The following is a 20,721-nucleotide window of genomic DNA, read 5'->3' as shown; positions in this document are numbered from 1 at the left end:
CTTATAAATATTACCTATAATACCTAATAATACACCTTATTTTCTTCAATTACTTGTAGAATATTTTTATTTGTAGTAACTACTCTTGGTATTTTAATTTGATTTTTTGAAATTCCTTTTTCAAATAAAAATTCTTTTACTTTATTAAAGGTTCCCTCTTCTACTATTATTATCTTAGGCATAGCTAGACCATTTTTATTTCTAAATCTATTATAGGCTAAATTGCAATTTCTAAGCTCATTATCTAAGGTAATTTCCATATTTCTAACATCAGCTTTTGAAACCTTTCCTTTAACTTCAAAGTAAAATTTATATCTACCTGGGGTTATTAAATTATCTGTAACTGTAGTGTAATCTACTAAATTAATATTAAGCTTACTCTTTGTATTCTTAATAGAATTTGTTAAATGTTCTTCTGTGGTTTTTTCTGATACCATATTTAATACTTGATTTCTTCTATATAAAAATTCTATTTCTGGTGAGTTATTATAAAAGCCTACCACCTTAACTACATCTCCTAACCTATATCTATAAAGACCTGCATAGGTGGTAATAACTATTTCATAGCTTTCTCCTATTTCTAGTTCATGAGAAGAAAGAGTTCTAGGTTTCTTTTTATCAAATTCATTTATTGGTATAAATTCATAAAATACTGTATCTGGTATTATTACATATCTTATCTTAAGAACATACGGATTTATACCCATAGTTCCTTCTGATGCTGCATAACAAGGAGAATATATAGGAATATTTCCAGAATAGTAATCAACAATATCATTATAAATTGAAAAATTTGCTCCTGTAACAGAAGCAATATATTGAAGTCTTGGCCATATTCTTTTACAAATTCCATTAAAACCTTTTTTGAATTCCCTTTCTAATTCCTCTGCTCTAGCTGCATTGGGTAATAAATATTTATTTAAAGACTTTCTAGTTTCTTCATCAATATTCAATGTTTTGCTTAATCTTCCCTTTCGTATATCTTTTACTAACATATCAGAATACTTTTCCATAACTCTTAATAAATCTAGAACATTTGAAATAAATACTCCAGATATAAATAATAAATTCTTTTCTATTAATCCAAAGAGTATATGCAAATAAAGTGATACTTCCTTATCTTTAATGCTCATAACTTCATAGGGTGAAGTATATAAATAAGGTAAAAATTTTTTAATACTTTTTATACCTCCAGATGTAGCTGAACAAATAGGAGTTCCCCCTTTTGTATAAGTACTCATAACAACATCAGCTATCATTAATCCTCTTCCATAATTCCAATTTTCTTTAAAAGTATTATAGGCAAATTTATTTATTAATAATGCCATATATTTTGAAGCTTTAAGCCTACTTTCCTTAGTTACAGGAATTAATTTTTGCTTACCTGTAGTTCCTGAAGTATGACCAAAATATTCAATCTTTTTTGTAACTAAAATATTTTCCCCTCCATTAGCCATACCTTCAATATAATTTTCATAAAAGGAGTACTCTGTTAATGGTAGTTTTGACTTAAAATCCTCTATTGAAAGTATATCTTTAAACTTATATTTTTCACCTATTTCACTACTAGCATTTTTCTTTAAAATATCAAATAGCACATCATTATTTACTTTCTTAAAGTTTTTAGTTTGCTTATTAAAATTCTTTTCTACTATTCCTCCACAAGTAATCATTGTCCTATAAAGTGCCTTACTTATAATGGACATATTTCTACACATCCTGTGATTATTTTCCATAGATATTATATGAAAATCATCAAAAAATGCTATTAAAGTATAACAATTAAATTAAAGAGTCATATTTTCTATAATAAAAAAATAAGCTAGTATAACCTTTAGTAACACTAGCTTATTTCCATTAAATTTTCTATTTCTTCTTTAGTTAACTCTCTCCAGTTTCCAACTTCTATACCTTCTAAAAGTATACTAACTATCCTTATTCTTTCTAGTTTAATAACATTATATCCAAAGACTTTGCACATTCTTCTTATTTGTCTATTTAATCCTTGAGTCAATATTATATTAAAGGTGTTATTATTTATTCTTCTTACCTTACAAGGTCTTGTAATTGTTCCTAATATATTAACGCCCTTTGACATATTATAAATAAACTCATCATCAAAATCATTATCTAAGGTTACTGTATATTCTTTTTCATGATAACTTTCTGAAGATAATATTTTATTAGCCATATCACCATCATTAGTCATTAGTATAAGCCCCTCTGAATCCTTATCTAGACGACCAACTGGAAAAACATAATCCCTATAATTGAGAAAATCAATTATATTATCCTTTATTTCTCTTGATGAAGTACAAACTATTCCCCTAGGTTTATTTAAAGCTATATATATCTTTTCCTTTTGCTTAACTTTTTCTCCATCTAACAATATATCATCAGTTTCTTCCACCCATTGACCTTGCTCACATAGTTTTCCATTAACAATTATTCTTTTATCTTCAATTAATCTACTTACTTCTTTTCTTGAGCAATATCCATAGTTGCTTAATAGTTTATTTATTCTCAAAGTAAAATATCCTTCCTATTTGTAAAAATTATAATATATATTTTTATCCTATTAATAATACTATAATTAAAATAACAGAGTCAATTTATAGACTCTGTTATAACTTAAAAGTTTTATTTCAATTTATTAAAAAGAAATCTTAATTTTTTTCTTCAGGAGTAATCATAATCTTATCTATATCTAAACCATTTGTTCCAAAATATAATTTAATATAATGATTATTTCCGAAAACAAATCCTAAAGATCTAGTTTCTGTAACAAAGTGGCCTTCAGTTCCTCTAATAGTAATAGTATATTTTAAAGCATTATCATAATAAATAGATAAAGGTAATTGTGCTAGTGGTCCTTGATCTGATTTCATTTTTATTGAAATGTCATATACTCCATATTCATTAACAGAAATACCAAAAACCTCTGAATTTCCTTTTTCATTTTTGAATTTCTTTCCATCAATAACAATACTATTAGTTTCTTTATCAGCTTTATAATAAACTATATTCTCTACTTTTAAATCATCTTCGTCTTTTTCATTAATTTCATTTAATTCCTCTTCACTAATAAGATTTAATTCATGTATCATTGCTGGTGATTTTATTAAAAAATTTAAAATATTTTTTGCATTTCTTTGTAAATCACTTCTTTTTAAATCACCATTTTCAAAAGCTTCTTTAACATTATCATTTTCAGGATTTAACTTTGAATCTGCTACACACATATATATATCATTTTGTGCTGCTACCATAGGGTACTTATTTTCTTTTGTAGCTTTTTCACCTTCTATATTTGCATTTGCCCACCAATCTGACATTACAATTCCATCAAAACCCCATTCTTTTCTAAGTATTGTTGTACATAAGTCATAGTTTCCAGCAGTCCAAATACCGTTTAATGGTCCATAACTAGTCATAACAGAACCTGCATTACCTTCTTTAATAGCAATTTCAAACCCTTTTAAATAAATTTCTCTAAGAGCTCTCTCTGATACTATTGAATCTGCAAAATGTCTAGATACTTCTTGGTTATTAGCACAAAAATGCTTAATAGTTACTGCAACACCTTGTGATTGTATTCCAATTACTTGAGCTGCACTTATTTTTCCTGTTAATAATGGGTCTTCTGAAATATATTCGAAATTACGTCCATTTAGTGGATTTCTATGGATATTCATTCCTGGCCCTAAAAGAGAATCTATCTTATTTTTTCTCATCTCTTTTCCTGTCATTTTATAAAGTTCTTCTACTAAATCTATATTAAATGTACAACCTAGAGCTGTTCCATTTGGCAGAGAACATGCTTTAGTTCCACAATCCATACGTATTCCCGAAGGTCCATCTGCACAGCATGCAAGTGGTATTCCAAAACTTCTTAATTCCTCTGTAACTCCACCAAAAGCTGCTGCTGTTCCTGGTGTAACCTTAGGACTACACATTCCCTCTCCTCTGAACATATAAATTAAATCATCATCACTTAATTGAGCAACAAAATCATTTATATCTACCTTTTTATTAAATACATCTCCAAGTTTATATCCCTTATCTCCAGTATAAATAATGTCCTCTTCTCTTCTTTCTTCCATTCTTTTATATGGATTTATAGTTCTTGTAGGAACATCTTCCATTATAATCTTAGGACTTCCATCTTCATTATAATTTAACTTAAATCTTTCAAAGGAAGCTGTAGGTGCACATGCTTCTTCTAGCTTTTCTACTACAGTAAATTCTTCATTATATTCTCCAGAAATATTGGCACTTCTAACATCTGAACCAATATAAACCTTGTAGCATCCTTCTTCCAATACATAGCATGACTTATATCCAGTTATTCCAACATCATCATAAGAAGCAATATAATATTTAGGAATTTTTATTTCCAATTTTTTGGTCCCCTGGGGATTGATTATATTAGTTTTTGCAAATCCAACTAAGGACCTTGCTGGTTTTCCAAGTTTTCCTTGTGGTGCTTCTATATATACTTGTACAACTTCTTTTCCTGGCAGATTTCCTATATTGGTTACAGTTGCTTCAACTATTACTTCTTCCCTGGTTACATTTAAAATTTTTCCTTTTACATCAAAATTAGTATAAGATAATCCATATCCAAAAGGATAAATCACTTTATCCTTAGCAAAAGTTTCAAAGTAACGATATCCTAAATATATATCTTCTTTATAATAATTTCTTTCTATGCCTCCGAAATTTTCAGTTGATGGATAGTCTTGAATATTCCTTGCAATAGTATCTGTTAATTTTCCACATGGGTTTACCTTTCCTGTTAAAACATCAACAACTCCATTTCCCCCTTCTTGTCCTCCTTGCCACACATAAAGAACAGAAGATGGATTATATTTATCTACCCATTTCATATCTATAATATTACCTACATTTAAAATTACAGCTGTTCTTTTAAATGTATTAGTAACTTTTTCAATCATAATTTCTTCTTCTTCAGTTAAAAGGTAACTTCCAGGTTCATTTTTGCTATCTTGATCTTCTCCTGCAGTACGACCTATTATAACTAATGCAATATCTGCATGGGAGGCAGCTTGTACTACTGAATCATCAAGCTTCATTTCTTTTTGAGACCAAGGTACATTTCCCCATCCCTTGCCTTCATCATAAGGATTTTCTTTAATCCATTCTTCATATACTTTTAGTAATTCTTCATCTAAAATAATACTCTTATTTTCTCTTAGAGCATCTAAAATACTAACTACATATCTTGTATTTACAAGACCACCTGAACCCAATCCACTTTTATAATAATTAAAAGCACTCCTTCCAAATACAGCTACCTTATCATTATCTCTAAGTGGAAGTGCCTTATCATCATTTTTTAATAAAACACAACCTTCTGCTGCTACTTGTCTTATAATACTTGCATACTTTTCTAAATCCAATGTATATTGTCCCATATTATCCTCCATTAAATATATTATTTATCAAGCTGACTTTTGTAATTTATTATATAAATATTTAGGTATTGTTATATTTACTTTATCTTCTTATAATTTAAAGGACTTATACCTACATATTTTTTAAATTTATAATAAAAATAATCAATATTTTTATAGCCTACCTTTTCACATACTTCATATACTTTCAATTTATCCTCAATTAGTAATTTTTTAGCTTCTTCTATTCTTACATTATCTAAATAAACATTAAAACTTTTACCTGTAGTATCTTTAAATAACTTACCTAAGTAAGAGCTATTATAATTAAACATTTTTGCTAAATCCTCTAATTTTAAATCTCTATAATATTTATTATCTACATATTTAATTATTCTCTTAATCCCTTTACCCTTAAAGTTCCTTGCTACATATTTTGAAATATTTAAAAATTTATCTATTAATAACTTAATAACTTCATTTAAACTATTTTTACTATAAATTTCTTCAATAATTATTTTATTATCCATATCTAAGGTTTCTTTTACATTATAGTTTAATATAATATTATCTTTTAATTGAATATAGTAAGTAGTTAGTAAAGCCTTTATTTGTTCTTCTTTATAATTCTTTTCTAATATAATTTTTTCTAGTAATGAAAAGTTTTTCTCTATCTCCTCTACTTCACCTATTTCTATATAGCTATATAAATTATTAATTATTTGTTCTTCACTAATTGAACTATTAATATTATTTTTTATCTTATCCTTATAAATAATGCCTTGATTAAGGTATAAATACTTCTTATTCATTAAATCTTTAGCACTTTCATATGAATAATTAATTTTATTAATATTACTAACTTCTTCTCCTATTGTAATAAAAAGATTTTCTTTCATCTCTTTTTCTATTTGAATTTTCATTTTTTTTAATAATGAATAAATGTACTCAATACTTTTGTCATAAAATATTATTGCCACTCTATTTTTAACTCTAAAAACATTAGTATTATTGCCACTTAAATTTTCTTCAACTACCTTTTTTAAATCAATTATATTGTCACTATCAAATCTATTTTTATCACTAGATATCAATGCTACATATAAACTTTTATTATTTATAGAATTTAGGATTTCCCTTGCTTCTTCTAAATAATTATTTAAGCAAAGCCTTACTAAAGCATATTCTTTTATTAATTCAAGTTTACTTTCAAAATTTGTATTTAAATTTATTTTATAAAAAATTTCTTTTTTTACTTCATTAACAATCTCAAGTAACTCATCTTTATCTATAGGTTTTAACAAATAGGATTTTGCTCCATATCTCATAGCATTTTTTACATAATTAAATTCAGAGTTCTCGCTTACTATTATGAATTTTCCTAAAAACCCTTTTTTCTTTGCATCTCTTATAATATCTAATCCTGATTTCCCATGCATTTTTATATCCATTAATATTAAATCTGGCTTTAAATCAAAAATCTTTTCATATGTATCATAACCATCAGTACCTTCTCCACATATGATAAATCCACATTCGTTCCAATTAATAATATTTTTTATTTCTTCCCTTACATAAAGTTCATCATCTGCTATAAGTACCTTTAGCATCTTATTCTCCCCCTCTCATTATCCATAAAATAATAAAACCTTCATCCCAATACTTTCTTTAGTTTTTACTATAACTCCACAACTATTATTTCTAATATGGTCTTTTAAAATTTTATTTAATTTGCATATTAATATTATATAATATCCAATATTACCTTTAAATAGATATAATTCAATATTTATGTAATTATTTTCATAAATAATTATTGTAAGTCTATTTTTCCTAAAAAATAAATCCCAGAGTTATACCTCTAGGATTTATGGTAATAAAAAAATTACTTTTAACATAGTGTTCCTTCTGGCATCTTAGTAACTATATTAATTTAGTTCTTTATAAACCTCTCTTATAAACTTTATATCCATCTAGTCATAAAATTCTCTACTTTTTTATATTGATATTATGAGAAGAATCTAATTAACTAACCATGTATACACCTAATAAATTGTCCAGGTGAAACTTCTCTAGGTTCTGGACATTTACTTTCACAAATATCCTGTGCTACTGGACACCTAGTTCTAAATGGGCATCCAGTGCTTTTAGGTGTCCACTGTCTTATTTCTGTATCTTTATCTCTTACAACAGGTAATTCCATTACTCCTTCTCTTTCAGGATCTGGAGCAGCCGCTACAAGAAGCTTAGTATATGGATGTTTTGGATTGCAAATTACTTTATCTACCTCTCCCCATTCAACCATATGTCCTGCATATAATACAATTATTCTATCTGCAAAATATCTTGCTGTCGCAATATCATGTGTAATATATACAAAAGATTTATTCATTTCTTTTTTTAGTTTATTTAATAAGTTTAGAACTCCAAGTCTTATAGATACATCAAGCATAGAAGTTGGTTCATCTGCAAAAATCACATCAGCACCTACTGCTAGTACTCTTGCAATATAAGCCCTTTGTTTTTGTCCACCAGAAAGTTGATGAGGAAATTTTTCACCTTGATCCTTAGGTGGAGTTAATCCAACCATGGTCAAATATTCATCCATTTTTTTATACATTGTCTCTTCATCAGAAGGATGATAAAGTTCTAATGGTCTTTTAAGATGATAATATATATTGTGTAATGGATTTAAAGATGAAAAAGGGTCTTGAAAAATCATTTGAGACTTTTGTCTATAATTTTTAAGTTTTTCACCTTTTAATTCATTAATATTTTCCTTTTCAAAATACATTGCTCCAGAACTTGGTTCATAGAATTTCATAGCAATTCTACATAATGTAGACTTTCCACAACCAGATTCTCCAACTATTGCTAAAGATTCTCCAGGATATAAGTCAAAAGATATGTCATTTAAAGCACGAATAGTACCTTTCTTTGAAAAAAAGCTTTTTTTAGCAACTTTAAAATCCATTGTAACGTTTTTCACACTAAATATTGGTTGTACTAATTCTTTTTCTTCCATATCTTATCCTATCTCCTTTACCACTTCTAATGGATTATGACAGAAGAAGAATTCTTCACCTTCTGAACTTCTTTTTGGTTCTTCTTCAAAGCATATTTTAGTTGCTTTAAAGCATCTTTCTTGGAATCTACATCCCTTAGGAATGCAACTTAAATTTAATGGTGAACCAGGAATCCCTTCCATATATTCTATTTCACCTTGTAATGAAGGGAATGAATTCTTTAATCCATAAGCATATGGATGTTGTGGGTTCTTTAATATTTTCCTTGAAGATGCTTGTTCAACAATTTTTCCTGCATACATTATTGCTACTGTATCACAAAATTCCATCATTAAACTAATATCATGAGTAATAAATAAAATTGAAAAATTAAACTTTTCCTTTAACTCATATATTTTTTGAAGTATTTCCCTTTGAACTACAGTGTCTAATGCTGTAGTAGGTTCATCTAATATAAGTAGTCTTGGATTTAAAGCTAACGCCATAGCGATTACAGCACGCTGTCTCATTCCACCTGAAAATTGATGTGGATAATCTCCTAAACGATTAGCTGGAATACCTACTATTTCTAGAAGCTCCTCTGCCATTTTTCTTGCTTCCTTCTTATTTTTAGTTATTCCATGAGTTTTATAAAGTTCAAAAAATTGATTTTCAAGAGTAGCTACTGGATTTAAACAGTTCATAGCTGATTGGAACACCATACTTATTTTATTCCATCTAAATTCTTGCAATTGATTTTCTGGTAAGGATAAAATATCTTTTCCATCCATTTTTATTGTTCCACCAGTAATAAGTGCTGGAGGTCTGTGTAATCTCATTAAGGAATAAGCAATAGTACTTTTACCACAACCTGACTCTCCTGCTAGACCTAGGCTTTTTCCTTCTTCAATAACAAAGCTTACGTTATCTACTGCTCTTATATGTCCATTTTCTGTTATATAATCAACACAAAGATTTTCAACTTCAAGTATTGCTCCCATCACTTAATGCCTCCTTCACTAGTAGTAGTTCCTGAAAATTCTTTCTTTAATAATCTTTCTTGTTTCTTCTTTTCTTTATAGTATTTTCTCATAATTCTTTGAGCTCTTAATTTTGGATTAGATACCTCATCAATGGAGAAATTAATTAGTGTAAGTCCTGCTCCAAATAATATTACAAATACACTTGGTCCAAGTACTTCCCACCATACTCCACTATTTAAAGCACCAGTACTTTGGGCATTGTTTAACATTTGCCCCCAAGTTACTGACATTCTATCTCCAAAACCTATAAATTCAATAAAAGATTGTGCCATAATAGCATATATTACTGTTCCTATAAACCCTGAAGTTATCATTGATAACATATTAGGCATTATTTCTACAAATAGTATACGCACCTTAGATTCTCCTAAGGTTTCAGCTGATTTCACAAACTCTCTATTTCTTAAGCTCATAGTTTGTGCTCTATAAACACGAGCTCCCCATGGCCAAGAAGTAACACCTATTATAATTCCAATTGCTAGAGGAGAAATTTTTCCTATCATTGATGCAATTATTAATAGTAATACTGTTTGTGGAATAACCATAATTATATTTATTGTAGTTGTTATACCATTATCTGCTACTCCACCAAAATAACCTGCTGTAATTCCAACTATTAAGCTTAGAATAACCGCTATTGTCCCTGCAAAAATCCCAACTGATATAGATACTCTTCCACCATATAAAGTTTGAGCCCACACATCTTTACCTGCTTGTGTGGTTCCAAGAATATGTTCAGATGATGGTGCTACACGCCATAATCCATCAAATGTTTGCATAGGTGCATATGATGTAAATAAGTTAGCTCCAAGAGTTAATACTAATACAATTAATATTAAAACTACTCCAACAGTAGTTTTAGGAGACTCTTTCAAAAAATTAACTATTTTAGAATTTAATAATTTCTTTACCATATTACAACCTCATACTTTCCTTATAATTATTCTCCTGATTGTCTTCTAATTCTTGGATCAAGAATAAAAACACTTATATCTGCGATAAAATTAGCTGACAGCATCAAAATAGTAGTCATAAGCAAAATACCTTGCATTAATGGATAGTCTCTACCATTAATAGCTTGAATCATTAATTTTCCTAATCCTGGATAGTTAAATATATTCTCAATAAGTAATTGTCCACCAAGTAAAAATCCAACTGACATGGCAAATGAAGTTACTACTGGTAGCATAGCATTTCTCGCACAATACTTAAGCATAATCTTTTTATCAGGAACGCCTTTTGCAACTCCCATAACTATATAATCTTCACCTAATTGATTTATCATATTAGCTCTCATACCCATTATTCCACCAAAACTACTTAAAATAATTGCAGTTACTGGCAAGAAGGCATGATAGGCAACATCCTTAGCATATGCAAAACCCTTAGCATATAATAAAGGAGTTATTGCATACCCTTTAGGGAAAACCCCAGTATAAGCCAATGTATAACTTAAAGTTAATGCAATAATTACAGCAGGAATATTTGCCATAATTTGTCCACCAACTGTTAACGTCGTATCTAATCTACTTCCTCTTCTCCATGCAACAAATATACCTAAAGCTGTATTAATAATAAATGATAATATTAATGCTGTTCCACATAAAAATATTGTCCATCCTAATGGTCTTTTTATTACTTCTGTAACAGGATATAGGTTATTTGTAAAAGAAACTCCCCAATCACCTTTTAATATATCAACGAAATTTTTCAAATAAGTTAATATTAAAGGTTCATTGCTATTAATTCCAAACATTTTTTCAATAGCTTGTATAGTAGCTGGATCTACTTTACCACCTTGTTTTGCAAGCTCTCCTAATCTCATTTGGACTGGGTCTCCTGGCATAAGACGAGGAAGAAAGAAGTTTAATGTAAATGCTCCGATAAAGGCCATAAAATAAAACCATAATCGTTTCAAAATATATTTCATCTTTCTTCTCCTCTAATCTTACTTAATAATTTATTTTACTGGTTCTAATTCCATTAATTGTAGTATTTTAGAATCATGTATACAATTAGATGGGTCTGGACCTTTACCTTCTGCTGTTGTCCATCCTGTAAATCTAGCATCATTATAAATATTCCACTTACCATTAAATAAGATTGGTACACTAATCATATTTTCAGCAAAGAATTTTTCAATCTTTTCTACTATTTCAGTTTGTCTTTCTTCTGTTGCTACTGGTAATTCTTCTATTAAAGCAGTCATTTCATCATTCTTATAGTTGTTTTGACAAGTTGACCACCAAGTACTTGTTAAGAATCTTGATTGATCACCAATTGTATCGAAATAATATTTCCATATATTTGTGTTTTGTCCATAAGCTGTATATAACATATCGAAGTCACCAGTTCCCCATGCTTCAGTAACTACTCCAAGTTCCTTAGGTGCATTTGTAGCATTTATACCAATTTTTTGTAAGTTTTCTGCAACTATTTGTGCTCCTGCATTCCAATCTGACCATCCTGCAGGGGAAATTATATCAAATTTGATTGGAGTTCCATCTGGATTATCTCTGAATTTATCTCCATCCTTATCTACAAAACCTGCTGCATCAAGAATTTTTCCTGCTTCAGCTAAATCAAATTTTACATATGGATCTGAAAGTGCTTTTGCATCTTTATTTACATAAGATGACAACATTGGTGGCAATCCAGTAACAGTTGGTATTTCATCACTTAAATAACCAAATGCTGCAGATTTATTAATAGTATTTCTATCAGTTGCTAAAGATACAGCTCTTCTAAAGTCTACTGAATCGAAAGCTTTCTTATTATTTTCATTTTTAGTCATATAGTTAAAACTTAATCTTATAGCATCATTTCTACCATACCAATATTTTTTATGAGCATCGCCTTTTACATAAGTGTTTTCAATATCTGGAATCATAATATAAGCCCAGTCAATATTTCCTTCTTCTAATAATGCTAAGGCAGCATCATTTCCATCAAATTGTGGTATTCTTAATTCATCTACTTTTAAATCATCAGCGTTCCAATAGTTTGGATTTCTACCTAAAACAACCATTTCAGGAGTATAATCTTTAACTTCTGAGAAAGAACCCGTAACAACTGGATTATCTACTACTGCTGTAGCTGGATCAGAAATTTTAGAGAATACGTGTTCTGGAACTATCCAAGTTTGGAAGAATATATCTTTTCTGCTAAATACGTTAGGTTTAGATACTACAAATTTAACTGTATGATCATCTACCTTTTCAACTGATTTTAGCTTTGGACTATCTCCATGCCAATTACCACTTGTATCTATTTCTGGCTTGTCCTTTGAATAAGTGTATGTGAATACTACGTCATCAGCATTGAAATCTTCACCATCGCTCCATTTAACATCTTTTCTTAATTTTACTACAAGAGTTTGGTTATCTTCTTCACTCTTAATATCTTCTGCTAGCCACATTGTTTCTTCTCCACCATTATTTGCATCAAAAATAATTAATGGTTCGTACATAAATCCTTGAATAAATTGAGTTGGCTTATTGTATGGGTTAAAGTTTCTTACCCAACCTTGTGAGGATTCTTGTAAAATTGTTAAAGCTGCTGGTTTTGTATTTTCTTCAGCTTTTCCTTTATCTCCTCCATTTGAATTACAGCCTATTAATATTCCTGTTGCAACAACTACTGTACAAATAAGGCTAATGATTTTTTTGACTTTCATACTCTCTTCCCCCTAAATAGTTTTTGTAATTATCTTATACCATTTTTCGATTTAGTAGTATACCTTTACATCGAGGTTATATTGCAATTTAATCGATTTCATTAAATACTACTCTATCTAGCTAAATTCTATATCAAATCCCTTTATAAAAACACCCTAAAAATTCAAGATATTTTCCTCTATTAATTCTAGCTTTTTATATTAATTAAATAAATAAGGAAGTATACTATAAATAAACTAATTAATCCAATGCCAATTATGAATTTCTTATTAATACCCTTTAAAATTTCTTTATTTAAGCTTGTATACTTTTATTGATACAATACTTCTTTCAGAAAAACTCACCTCTAATGAAGCAACAAATACCCCCTTTCTATTTATATTTATTCTAAAATTAATTATAGATTATTTTATATGAACTTTATATATTAAATAAAATAAGGCCTATAAATTAAGAACTTCTTAACCTATAGGTCTTATATTTCACTTATTTAAATTCATATTAGTAATAATGTAATTACATATGTATTTTCAATTAATACTTAATAAACTACTTTATTTTCTAAACCTCTAAGGAACTGTATTTCTTCATAAAAATATCAATTCTATCACTAATACTTTTTACTCCGCCTTCAATGTCACTTTCTATATTTATAGCAAGTATTGGCTCATGAAGAGATAACCTTAAAAGGGCCCACCCCTTTTCTTTATCACAATTTAATTTTATCCCTTCATAATTTTTAGCTTCTATATTCCAATCTTTATACTGGTTAACATATAGTTTTAAATTATCTATAACAGATTCTCCATATTCCCTGAAGTTCTCACATTTAATTTTTATTCTCTTTTCTTCACTTTCTAATGGATATTTTAAATCTTTTATTAAATCACATATATCCTTATTTTCCTTTTTTAGCTTTGACATTTCTATAAGAATCTTCACTACAAGGTAAGCTCCATCATCTAAGAAATAATTCTCTCTTAAAGCGGCATGTCCAGAAGTTTCTATTGCAACAGGACAATCAATTCCTTTTTCATTTAATCTCTTAGCCTCATTTATAACATTTTTATATCCTCTTTTAAATCTGTGATGAACGCCACCTAGATTTGTTATAAATTCTGTTAGCCCTGTAGATGTAATTGAATCTGTAACTATAGTTGTATATTTATCTTTCTCTATAACTATAGCTGATATTAATGCTATAAGAGAATTCTTATTTATTTCTTCACCTGACTTAGAAACTATTGCAGCTCTATCCACATCTGTGTCAAATATTATCCCTAAATCTGCCTTTGAATTTAGTACTGCATTTTTTATAGATTCCATTGCTTCTTTATTTTCTGGATTAGGTATATGGTTAGGAAAATTTCCATCTGGATTTAGATATTGACTTCCTTTAGTATCTGCACCAAGCTTTTCTAAAACCTGTGTCGCAAAGAACCCTCCTGCTCCATTTCCAGCATCAACTATTATCTTACTACCTTCTAATGGTCTTTCCATATTTACAGCTTTTCTTACTTTATCAACTAATACTTTTGAATAATCTTCTATTAAGTTTACTTCTTTTACTTCTCCAATTTCAGATACAGAACTTTCATTATTATTAATTGAAATACTTGCTAAATTTATAATATTATCTATATCTTCTTTTTCACAACCTCCATTAGATGTAAAGAATTTTAATCCATTATAATAATAAGGAAGATGGCTTGCTGTAATCATTATAGCTCCATGACATTTATAATCATCTAGTACTGTAGTCATAAACATAGCTGGTGTAGTACTGATACCACAATCATATACAGTTATACCTTCTTTAATTAAAACATCCTTTAAAGTCTTTTTTAAACTTGGACCAGATAACCTTGAATCTATACCTATAGCTACTTTTAAATTATCTATTTCAGGATTTTTATTTTTTAACCATTTTGAAAAACCATATCCAATTAATGATACAATTTCAGATGTTAAATTCTTCTTATAATCTTTTGTATCTATTGCAATTCCTCTTATATCTGTACCATTTTTTAATTTTTGAAGGGTATTTTTTATATCAACTTCTTGATTAGCTAAATTAATACTCACTCTTTTCTCCTTTTATACTTATATTAATTTCACTTATTATCTGTACTAAATTGATTTAACTGCATCTACTATATCCTTTGATGTAAGTCCATAATACTCTAATAATTCATCTGGAGTACCTGATTGACCAAATATATCCTTAAGTCCAACTCTTTTAAGTTTTACAGGACATTCTTCTGATAATACTTCTGCAACTGCTGAACCTAATCCACCTATTATGCTATGTTCTTCTGCTGTAACTACCTTTCCAGTCTTTTTTGCTAAGTTTACTATCATTTCTGTATCTAATGGCTTTATAGTTGATATATTTACTACTGTTGCTTCAATATTTTCTTTACTTAAAGCTTCTGCAGCTTCTAATGCTTTGCTTACCATTATTCCTGTTGCTATTATAACAACATCCTTTCCTTCTCTTAATATTTCACCTTTACCTAATTTAAATTCATAGTTTTCATCATGAATTACTGGTGTAGCTGCTCTTCCAAATCTTATATATACAGGGCCATAATATTCTGCTGCTACATATACTGCTTGTTTTGCTTCTACTGAATCAGATGGATTTATCACTACCATATTAGGTATACTTCTCATTAAAGATATATCTTCAATAGCTTGATGGCTTCCCCCATCTTCTCCAACTGTAATACCAGCATGAGTAACAGCTATTTTTACATTTAAATTTGGATAAGCTACTGAATTTCTTATTTGCTCAAAGGCTCTTCCTGCTGCAAACATAGCAAAAGTTGTAGCAAAAGGAATTTTTCCACAAGTAGATAAGCCTGCTGCTGTTCCTATCATATCTGATTCAGCTATTCCCATATCAAAAAATCTTTCTGGTGCTACATTTTTAAATTCTATACTTTTTGTTGCCTTTCCTAAATCTGCATCTAAAACTACAACATTTTCATTTTTGGCTAATTCCTTTAATGCTGCTCCATAAGCTTCTCTTGTTGCTATATTCATTATTGCTCTCCTCCTTCTAAGTCACTTAAAGCTTGTACTCTTTGTTCTTCATTTGGTGCTGTTCCATGCCAAGCTGCTTGGTTTTCCATAAATGAAACACCCTTACCTTTAACAGTTTTAGCTATTATTGCTGTTGGCATTCCTTTAACTTTTTTTGCCTTATCTAAAGCATTTTTTATTTCTTGAAAATTATGTCCATCTATAACTAATACATTCCATCCAAAGGCTTCAAATTTCTTATCTACTGGACTTACATTCATAACTTCTTCATTTGATCCATCAATTTGTAATCCATTATAATCAACAAAAGCAACTAGATTATCTAACTTATAATGAGCTGCACTCATTGCTGCTTCCCAAATTTGACCTTCTTGAAGTTCTCCATCACCTATTACTGTATAAACTCTATAATCTTTTTTATCTAACTTTCCAGCTAGTGCCATTCCGTTAGCAGCTGATAAGCCTTGTCCAAGGGATCCAGTTGACATATCTACTCCTAAAGTTTTCTTCATATCAGGATGACCTTGAAGATGTGATTTGAACTTTCTTAAAGTTTTAAGTTCTTCTCTTGGGAAGTATCCCTTATTTGCTAAAACTGCATATAATGCAGGTGCCGCATGTCCCTTAGATAAAACAAATCTATCTCTATCTTCCCATTTTGGTTCATTTACTTTAATATTCATTTCTTCAAAATATAGAAATGTTAATATATCTGTTACTGATAATGATCCACCTGGATGTCCTGACTTAGCTGTAGCTACCATATCTACTATGTCTATTCTTATATTTTTTGCTATATTTTTTAATTCTTCAATATTCAAACTTTATTCCTCCTTGCACTTAGCAATGTTCTATACCGCAATGTAAAATTAATAATGAAAAATGTAGAGCTGCTTAAGCAGCTCCTTATCTTTTATTTTTCTCTTGAATTTTTTATTATTTCACGGATTTTACTTGCATTATTAGCTATATCTTCACTAGTTCCAGTCGTTAGTAATCCACCAAATCCACATACTTCAACTCCATTTTCAAGCCATATATGTAGATTATCTAAAGTAATTCCACCACTTGCTAAAATAGGCATATCTGGTAATGGCGTTTTAAATACCTTTACTAACTTAGGTCCATAGAAATCTGATATTGGGAAGGCTTTTATAAAAGACGCTCCCATTGTTAGTCCATCTACAGCTTCTGTTAATGATGTACATCCTGGTGCATAGGGTATTTGATATCTATTACAAATTTTTGCTACATCTTCATTGTAGTTTGGTGCAATAATGAATTCTGCTCCATTTAAAATAGCATGACGAGCTGTTTCACTATCTAAAACAGTTCCTGCACCAACTACAAGTGAATCACCGTATTTTTCTTTAAGTCCTTTAATTACTTCCCCTGCATTATTTAGTGTATAGCTCATTTCCATAACAGGTATTCCACCCTTTATACATCCATCAGCAATTTCACATGCACGTTCAATTGTCTTTGCTCTTACTATTGCAAGGGCACCAATCTCTACCATTTTATTTATTATATTAACCTTCTTCATATTATTCACCTCAATATTTCACAAATCTTCTGAATCATAAGAATTCTACAATTAAATATAGTTTCCTTATAAAAACTAATTACTAAATGTTTTTTGGTACTCTTTAACTACCTTCTTAATTTCCTCTAAAGCTTCACCTTTTGGCTCAGTTACAGGTAATCTTGCTGGGCCAACATTAATTCCATTTAAAACAACTGTCTTTTTTATAACTGATGGAATTGTTCCAAGCTTTAATATACGACGAAGTTCTTCAATGCTTTCTTGAGCTTTTTGTGCTCCTTCCATATCACCCTTTATAAAATTATTATAAATAGCAACATCAATTTCAGTTAAGAAATTTGCTGTAGCTGCAACTGCCCCTTGGCCACCAGCCTTTAATATTTCAAGAATAAGTGAATCTGATCCTGAGAATACACCAAAATCTTCACCTTTAGTGACTTCAAGATAAGCCTTCATATTATTTAAATTGCCACTACTGTCTTTAATTCCAACTATATTTTTTACCTTTGCTAACTCTCTTACTGATTCAGGTTCAATATTAATTCCAGTTTTTCCAGGCATATTATACATCATAATTGGTAAACTAACTGACTCAGCAATAGTTTTATAATGTAAAATTAATTCCTGCTGTGTTGGAGGTACGAAATATGGTGTAATAATTGATAAGGCACTTGCACCAATTTCCTCCATTCTCTTTGATAAAGCAATTACTTCTCTTGTAGAATTCCCCCCAGTTCCAACAAAAACAGGAACACGGTTATTAGTATGTTCAATAACAATTTTTGCAAATTCAACTTTTTCATCATCAGTTAGGACATGACATTCACCATTAGTTCCTAAAATAAATAATCCGTAGACTCCACTATCAATTAAGTAATCAATTAATTCACATGTTGCTTGGGGATTAATATTTTGATTTTCATCAAGGGGTGTTATCATTGCACATATAATACCTTTATAATCCATAGCTTTATCTTCCTTCCCTTATAGATTGTCCAAGACTTCCACCTGGATGCCATTTTAAATATTGCTTAGCATCTAGTCCTTTTGCCTCTTGCAGGGCAACACTTAATGATTGTAATACTATAATTTCAGCAAGAATTGAAGCTCTTGGTGCTTTATTAAGATTATCACCTTCTTGTTTAACTCCAGCAAATAAAAATACATCTGAAGCTTCTTTAAGCCAGGATTCATCATTTCCACTAACGCCTATAATTTTTGCTCCATTTGCTTTTAATGTTTCAATAGTTGCTTTTAATTCTTGTGTTTCTCCACTATTTGATATAGCAATTACTACATCATTTGGTTTAACTTGTCCACTTGAACCATGTACTGCTTCTGTACCATCAAGAGTATAAGCTGGAGTTCCTGTAGAAGATAATAGTGAAGAAATATATCCTGATACATGTCCTGGCTTCCCAATTCCTGTTACATGAACACGTCCATGATTTTTTTCTGTTTCAAAAATTAATTCACAGGCTTTATTTATGTTTACTTCATCAACTGATGATATAAATCTTTCTACTTCATTAGATAATCTATTTAAAAATTCTGATAGAGTTTTATCTTTCATAGGTCTCCTCCTTAAAACTATGGAGCTGCCTAAGCAGCTCCATCATATGATAAATGTGAAATGTGAAATAAAATTATTTATAGTAATTTAAAATAGCTTACATAGGCTTGATAAATTGTAAAATCTTATGTAGTATTGTTCCAACTACGTTGTAATCTACATTAGGGAATGTTGCCCCTTCAACTCCTAAAGATCCATATAGTGGATATAGTATTGTTGGTAAGAATGCAAGTAATAATCCAACTACGAAGGATCCTAAAACTGCTCCTCTCCATCCACCTGATGAATTACCAAATACCGCTGCTGTACCTCCTGAGAAGAAACATATATGAGCCGCAGGAATAATTACTACAGGGAATATACTTGGTAAAGCAGCCATAACAAATACTGCTAGTAATCCTGCAGCATATGCTGAAATAAATCCAATAATAACTGCATTTGGTGCATATGGGAATACTGTTGGTACGTCTAATGCAGGACGTGAACCAGGTATAAATTTTTCAGAAATAATTACGAATGCTGCTGTTATTTCAGCTAGGAACATACGAACACCTGTCATCAATACTGACATACCAGCTGCAAATGTGAACGCTTGTACTATTGGAAACACTAACCAATGTGTTGATCCAGCAATTCCTGTTGCAAATTCTTTACCTGCTTTTAATGTTGCAACATAGAATAAAATTAACATTACTATTGATAATCCCATTAAGAAATCTCTGAAAATTGATAACCAACCTGGGAATTTGATACTTTCTGTTGTATCATTTTTATGTTTTGAGAATATACGTCCAATATAACCTGATAATCCATAACCAATCATGTTGAAATGACCAATAGCTTGTTCATCTCCACCTGTTAATTCACGCATAAATGGTTGACAGAATTGAGGTAATGCTGCTGACATAAAACCTAAAATAGCTCCACCTACTATAATAGTAGTTGTATCATCAAAGCCATGTGCTTTCATGATTAAGGTTAATACACAAGCAAAGAATAAACTATGTCCTGTTGTAAAGAATATATTCTTAAACTTTGTAATACGAGCAAAAACTATGTTTAATATAAATCCAAGTATTAATGTACAAGAAACTGCAAAACCATATGTTCCTTGAGCAAGAGCTGTTGCAGCCTCAGGTGAAGCTATAACTCCTGTAATTCCAAAACCATATTCAAATAGCTTATTAAAATTTTGTAATGCTCCTGTCATAGCATTAGCACCAATACCGAATATTAAAAATCCAATAACAGTTTTTGCAGCTCCAGTAAATACTTCAACTGCTGATTTCTTTTGAAGCATTAATCCTATTAATGCAACTAAACCAAGTAATATAGCTGGGGTGCTTAATAAACTAATTATAAATTCCATTGTAAATCTCCTATTCTCTTAATATTAATTTAATGTGCCTTTT

16 protein-coding genes are annotated in these 20,721 nt (G+C 29.6%); all 16 read right to left on the bottom strand.

The features are described 5' to 3' along the window. Window positions 1-23 precede the first annotated feature (23 nt). The 16 genes from ACFYH6_RS05660 to ACFYH6_RS05585 all read right to left on the bottom strand — a co-directional run bounded on the left by ACFYH6_RS05660 (window position 24) and on the right by ACFYH6_RS05585 (window position 20,678). Window positions 24-1,706 (bottom strand): GH3 auxin-responsive promoter family protein, encoded by a 1,683-nt coding sequence (locus tag ACFYH6_RS05660; RefSeq protein WP_416178915.1) that lies wholly within the window; start codon window positions 1,704-1,706, stop codon window positions 24-26. A gap of 137 nt (window positions 1,707-1,843) precedes the next feature. Continuing rightward, window positions 1,844-2,527 (bottom strand): pseudouridine synthase, encoded by a 684-nt coding sequence (locus ACFYH6_RS05655; protein ID WP_416178916.1) that lies wholly within the window; start codon window positions 2,525-2,527, stop codon window positions 1,844-1,846. A gap of 139 nt (window positions 2,528-2,666) precedes the next feature. Continuing rightward, window positions 2,667-5,438 (bottom strand): glycoside hydrolase family 3 protein, encoded by a 2,772-nt coding sequence (locus ACFYH6_RS05650; protein WP_416178917.1) that lies wholly within the window; start codon window positions 5,436-5,438, stop codon window positions 2,667-2,669. 77 nt (window positions 5,439-5,515) lie between these two features. Next, on the bottom strand, window positions 5,516-7,027 hold the full coding sequence (locus tag ACFYH6_RS05645) for a response regulator transcription factor (RefSeq protein ID WP_416178918.1): 1,512 nt from the start codon (window positions 7,025-7,027) through the stop codon (window positions 5,516-5,518). A 419-nt stretch (window positions 7,028-7,446) separates the two neighbouring features. Then, entirely contained in the window at window positions 7,447-8,442 is a 996-nt protein-coding gene (locus ACFYH6_RS05640) for an ABC transporter ATP-binding protein (protein ID WP_416178919.1), read from the bottom strand. Between the two features lie 3 nt (window positions 8,443-8,445). After that, window positions 8,446-9,423 (bottom strand): ABC transporter ATP-binding protein, encoded by a 978-nt coding sequence (locus ACFYH6_RS05635; RefSeq protein WP_416179029.1) that lies wholly within the window; start codon window positions 9,421-9,423, stop codon window positions 8,446-8,448. Then, a complete protein-coding gene (locus ACFYH6_RS05630) occupies window positions 9,423-10,379 on the bottom strand; it encodes an ABC transporter permease (protein WP_416178920.1) in 957 nt (318 codons plus the stop codon). The genes ACFYH6_RS05635 and ACFYH6_RS05630 overlap by 1 nt, the downstream gene beginning before the upstream one ends. Window positions 10,380-10,405: 26 nt before the next feature. Continuing rightward, window positions 10,406-11,395: an ABC transporter permease gene (locus ACFYH6_RS05625; RefSeq protein WP_416178921.1), complete on the bottom strand. Its 990-nt coding sequence runs from the start codon at window positions 11,393-11,395 to the stop codon at window positions 10,406-10,408. A 30-nt stretch (window positions 11,396-11,425) separates the two neighbouring features. Next, window positions 11,426-13,141: an ABC transporter substrate-binding protein gene (locus ACFYH6_RS05620; RefSeq protein ID WP_416178922.1), complete on the bottom strand. Its 1,716-nt coding sequence runs from the start codon at window positions 13,139-13,141 to the stop codon at window positions 11,426-11,428. 562 nt (window positions 13,142-13,703) lie between these two features. Continuing rightward, complete coding sequence (locus ACFYH6_RS05615) at window positions 13,704-15,227, bottom strand: phosphomannomutase/phosphoglucomutase (protein WP_416178923.1); 1,524 nt, start codon at window positions 15,225-15,227, stop codon at window positions 13,704-13,706. A gap of 45 nt (window positions 15,228-15,272) precedes the next feature. Further along, a complete protein-coding gene (locus tag ACFYH6_RS05610) occupies window positions 15,273-16,190 on the bottom strand; it encodes a transketolase family protein (protein WP_416178924.1) in 918 nt (305 codons plus the stop codon). Beyond that, a complete protein-coding gene (locus ACFYH6_RS05605; RefSeq protein ID WP_416178925.1) occupies window positions 16,190-17,011 on the bottom strand; it encodes a transketolase in 822 nt (273 codons plus the stop codon). Before ACFYH6_RS05605 ends, ACFYH6_RS05610 begins: the two co-directional genes overlap by 1 nt. Before the next feature lie 92 nt (window positions 17,012-17,103). After that, window positions 17,104-17,736 (bottom strand): ketohydroxyglutarate aldolase, encoded by a 633-nt coding sequence (locus ACFYH6_RS05600; RefSeq protein ID WP_416178926.1) that lies wholly within the window; start codon window positions 17,734-17,736, stop codon window positions 17,104-17,106. 75 nt (window positions 17,737-17,811) lie between these two features. Beyond that, window positions 17,812-18,702 carry a 4-hydroxy-tetrahydrodipicolinate synthase gene (dapA, locus tag ACFYH6_RS05595; RefSeq protein WP_416178927.1) on the bottom strand — a complete coding sequence of 297 codons (891 nt, stop codon included), beginning with the start codon at window positions 18,700-18,702 and terminating at the stop codon, window positions 17,812-17,814. 4 nt (window positions 18,703-18,706) lie between these two features. After that, entirely contained in the window at window positions 18,707-19,309 is a 603-nt protein-coding gene (locus tag ACFYH6_RS05590; protein ID WP_416178928.1) for a KpsF/GutQ family sugar-phosphate isomerase, read from the bottom strand. Window positions 19,310-19,406: 97 nt separating this feature from the next. Next, window positions 19,407-20,678: a PTS ascorbate transporter subunit IIC gene (locus ACFYH6_RS05585; RefSeq protein WP_416178929.1), complete on the bottom strand. Its 1,272-nt coding sequence runs from the start codon at window positions 20,676-20,678 to the stop codon at window positions 19,407-19,409. Window positions 20,679-20,721 lie beyond the last annotated feature (43 nt).

Origin of the sequence: Clostridium sp. HCS.1, from assembly GCF_047900555.1 — a bacterium.
GTDB lineage: Bacteria > Bacillota > Clostridia > Clostridiales > Clostridiaceae > Clostridium.
The sequence above is the reverse complement of the archived record's forward strand: the minus strand, read 5'-3'. Positions and strand labels throughout refer to the sequence as shown.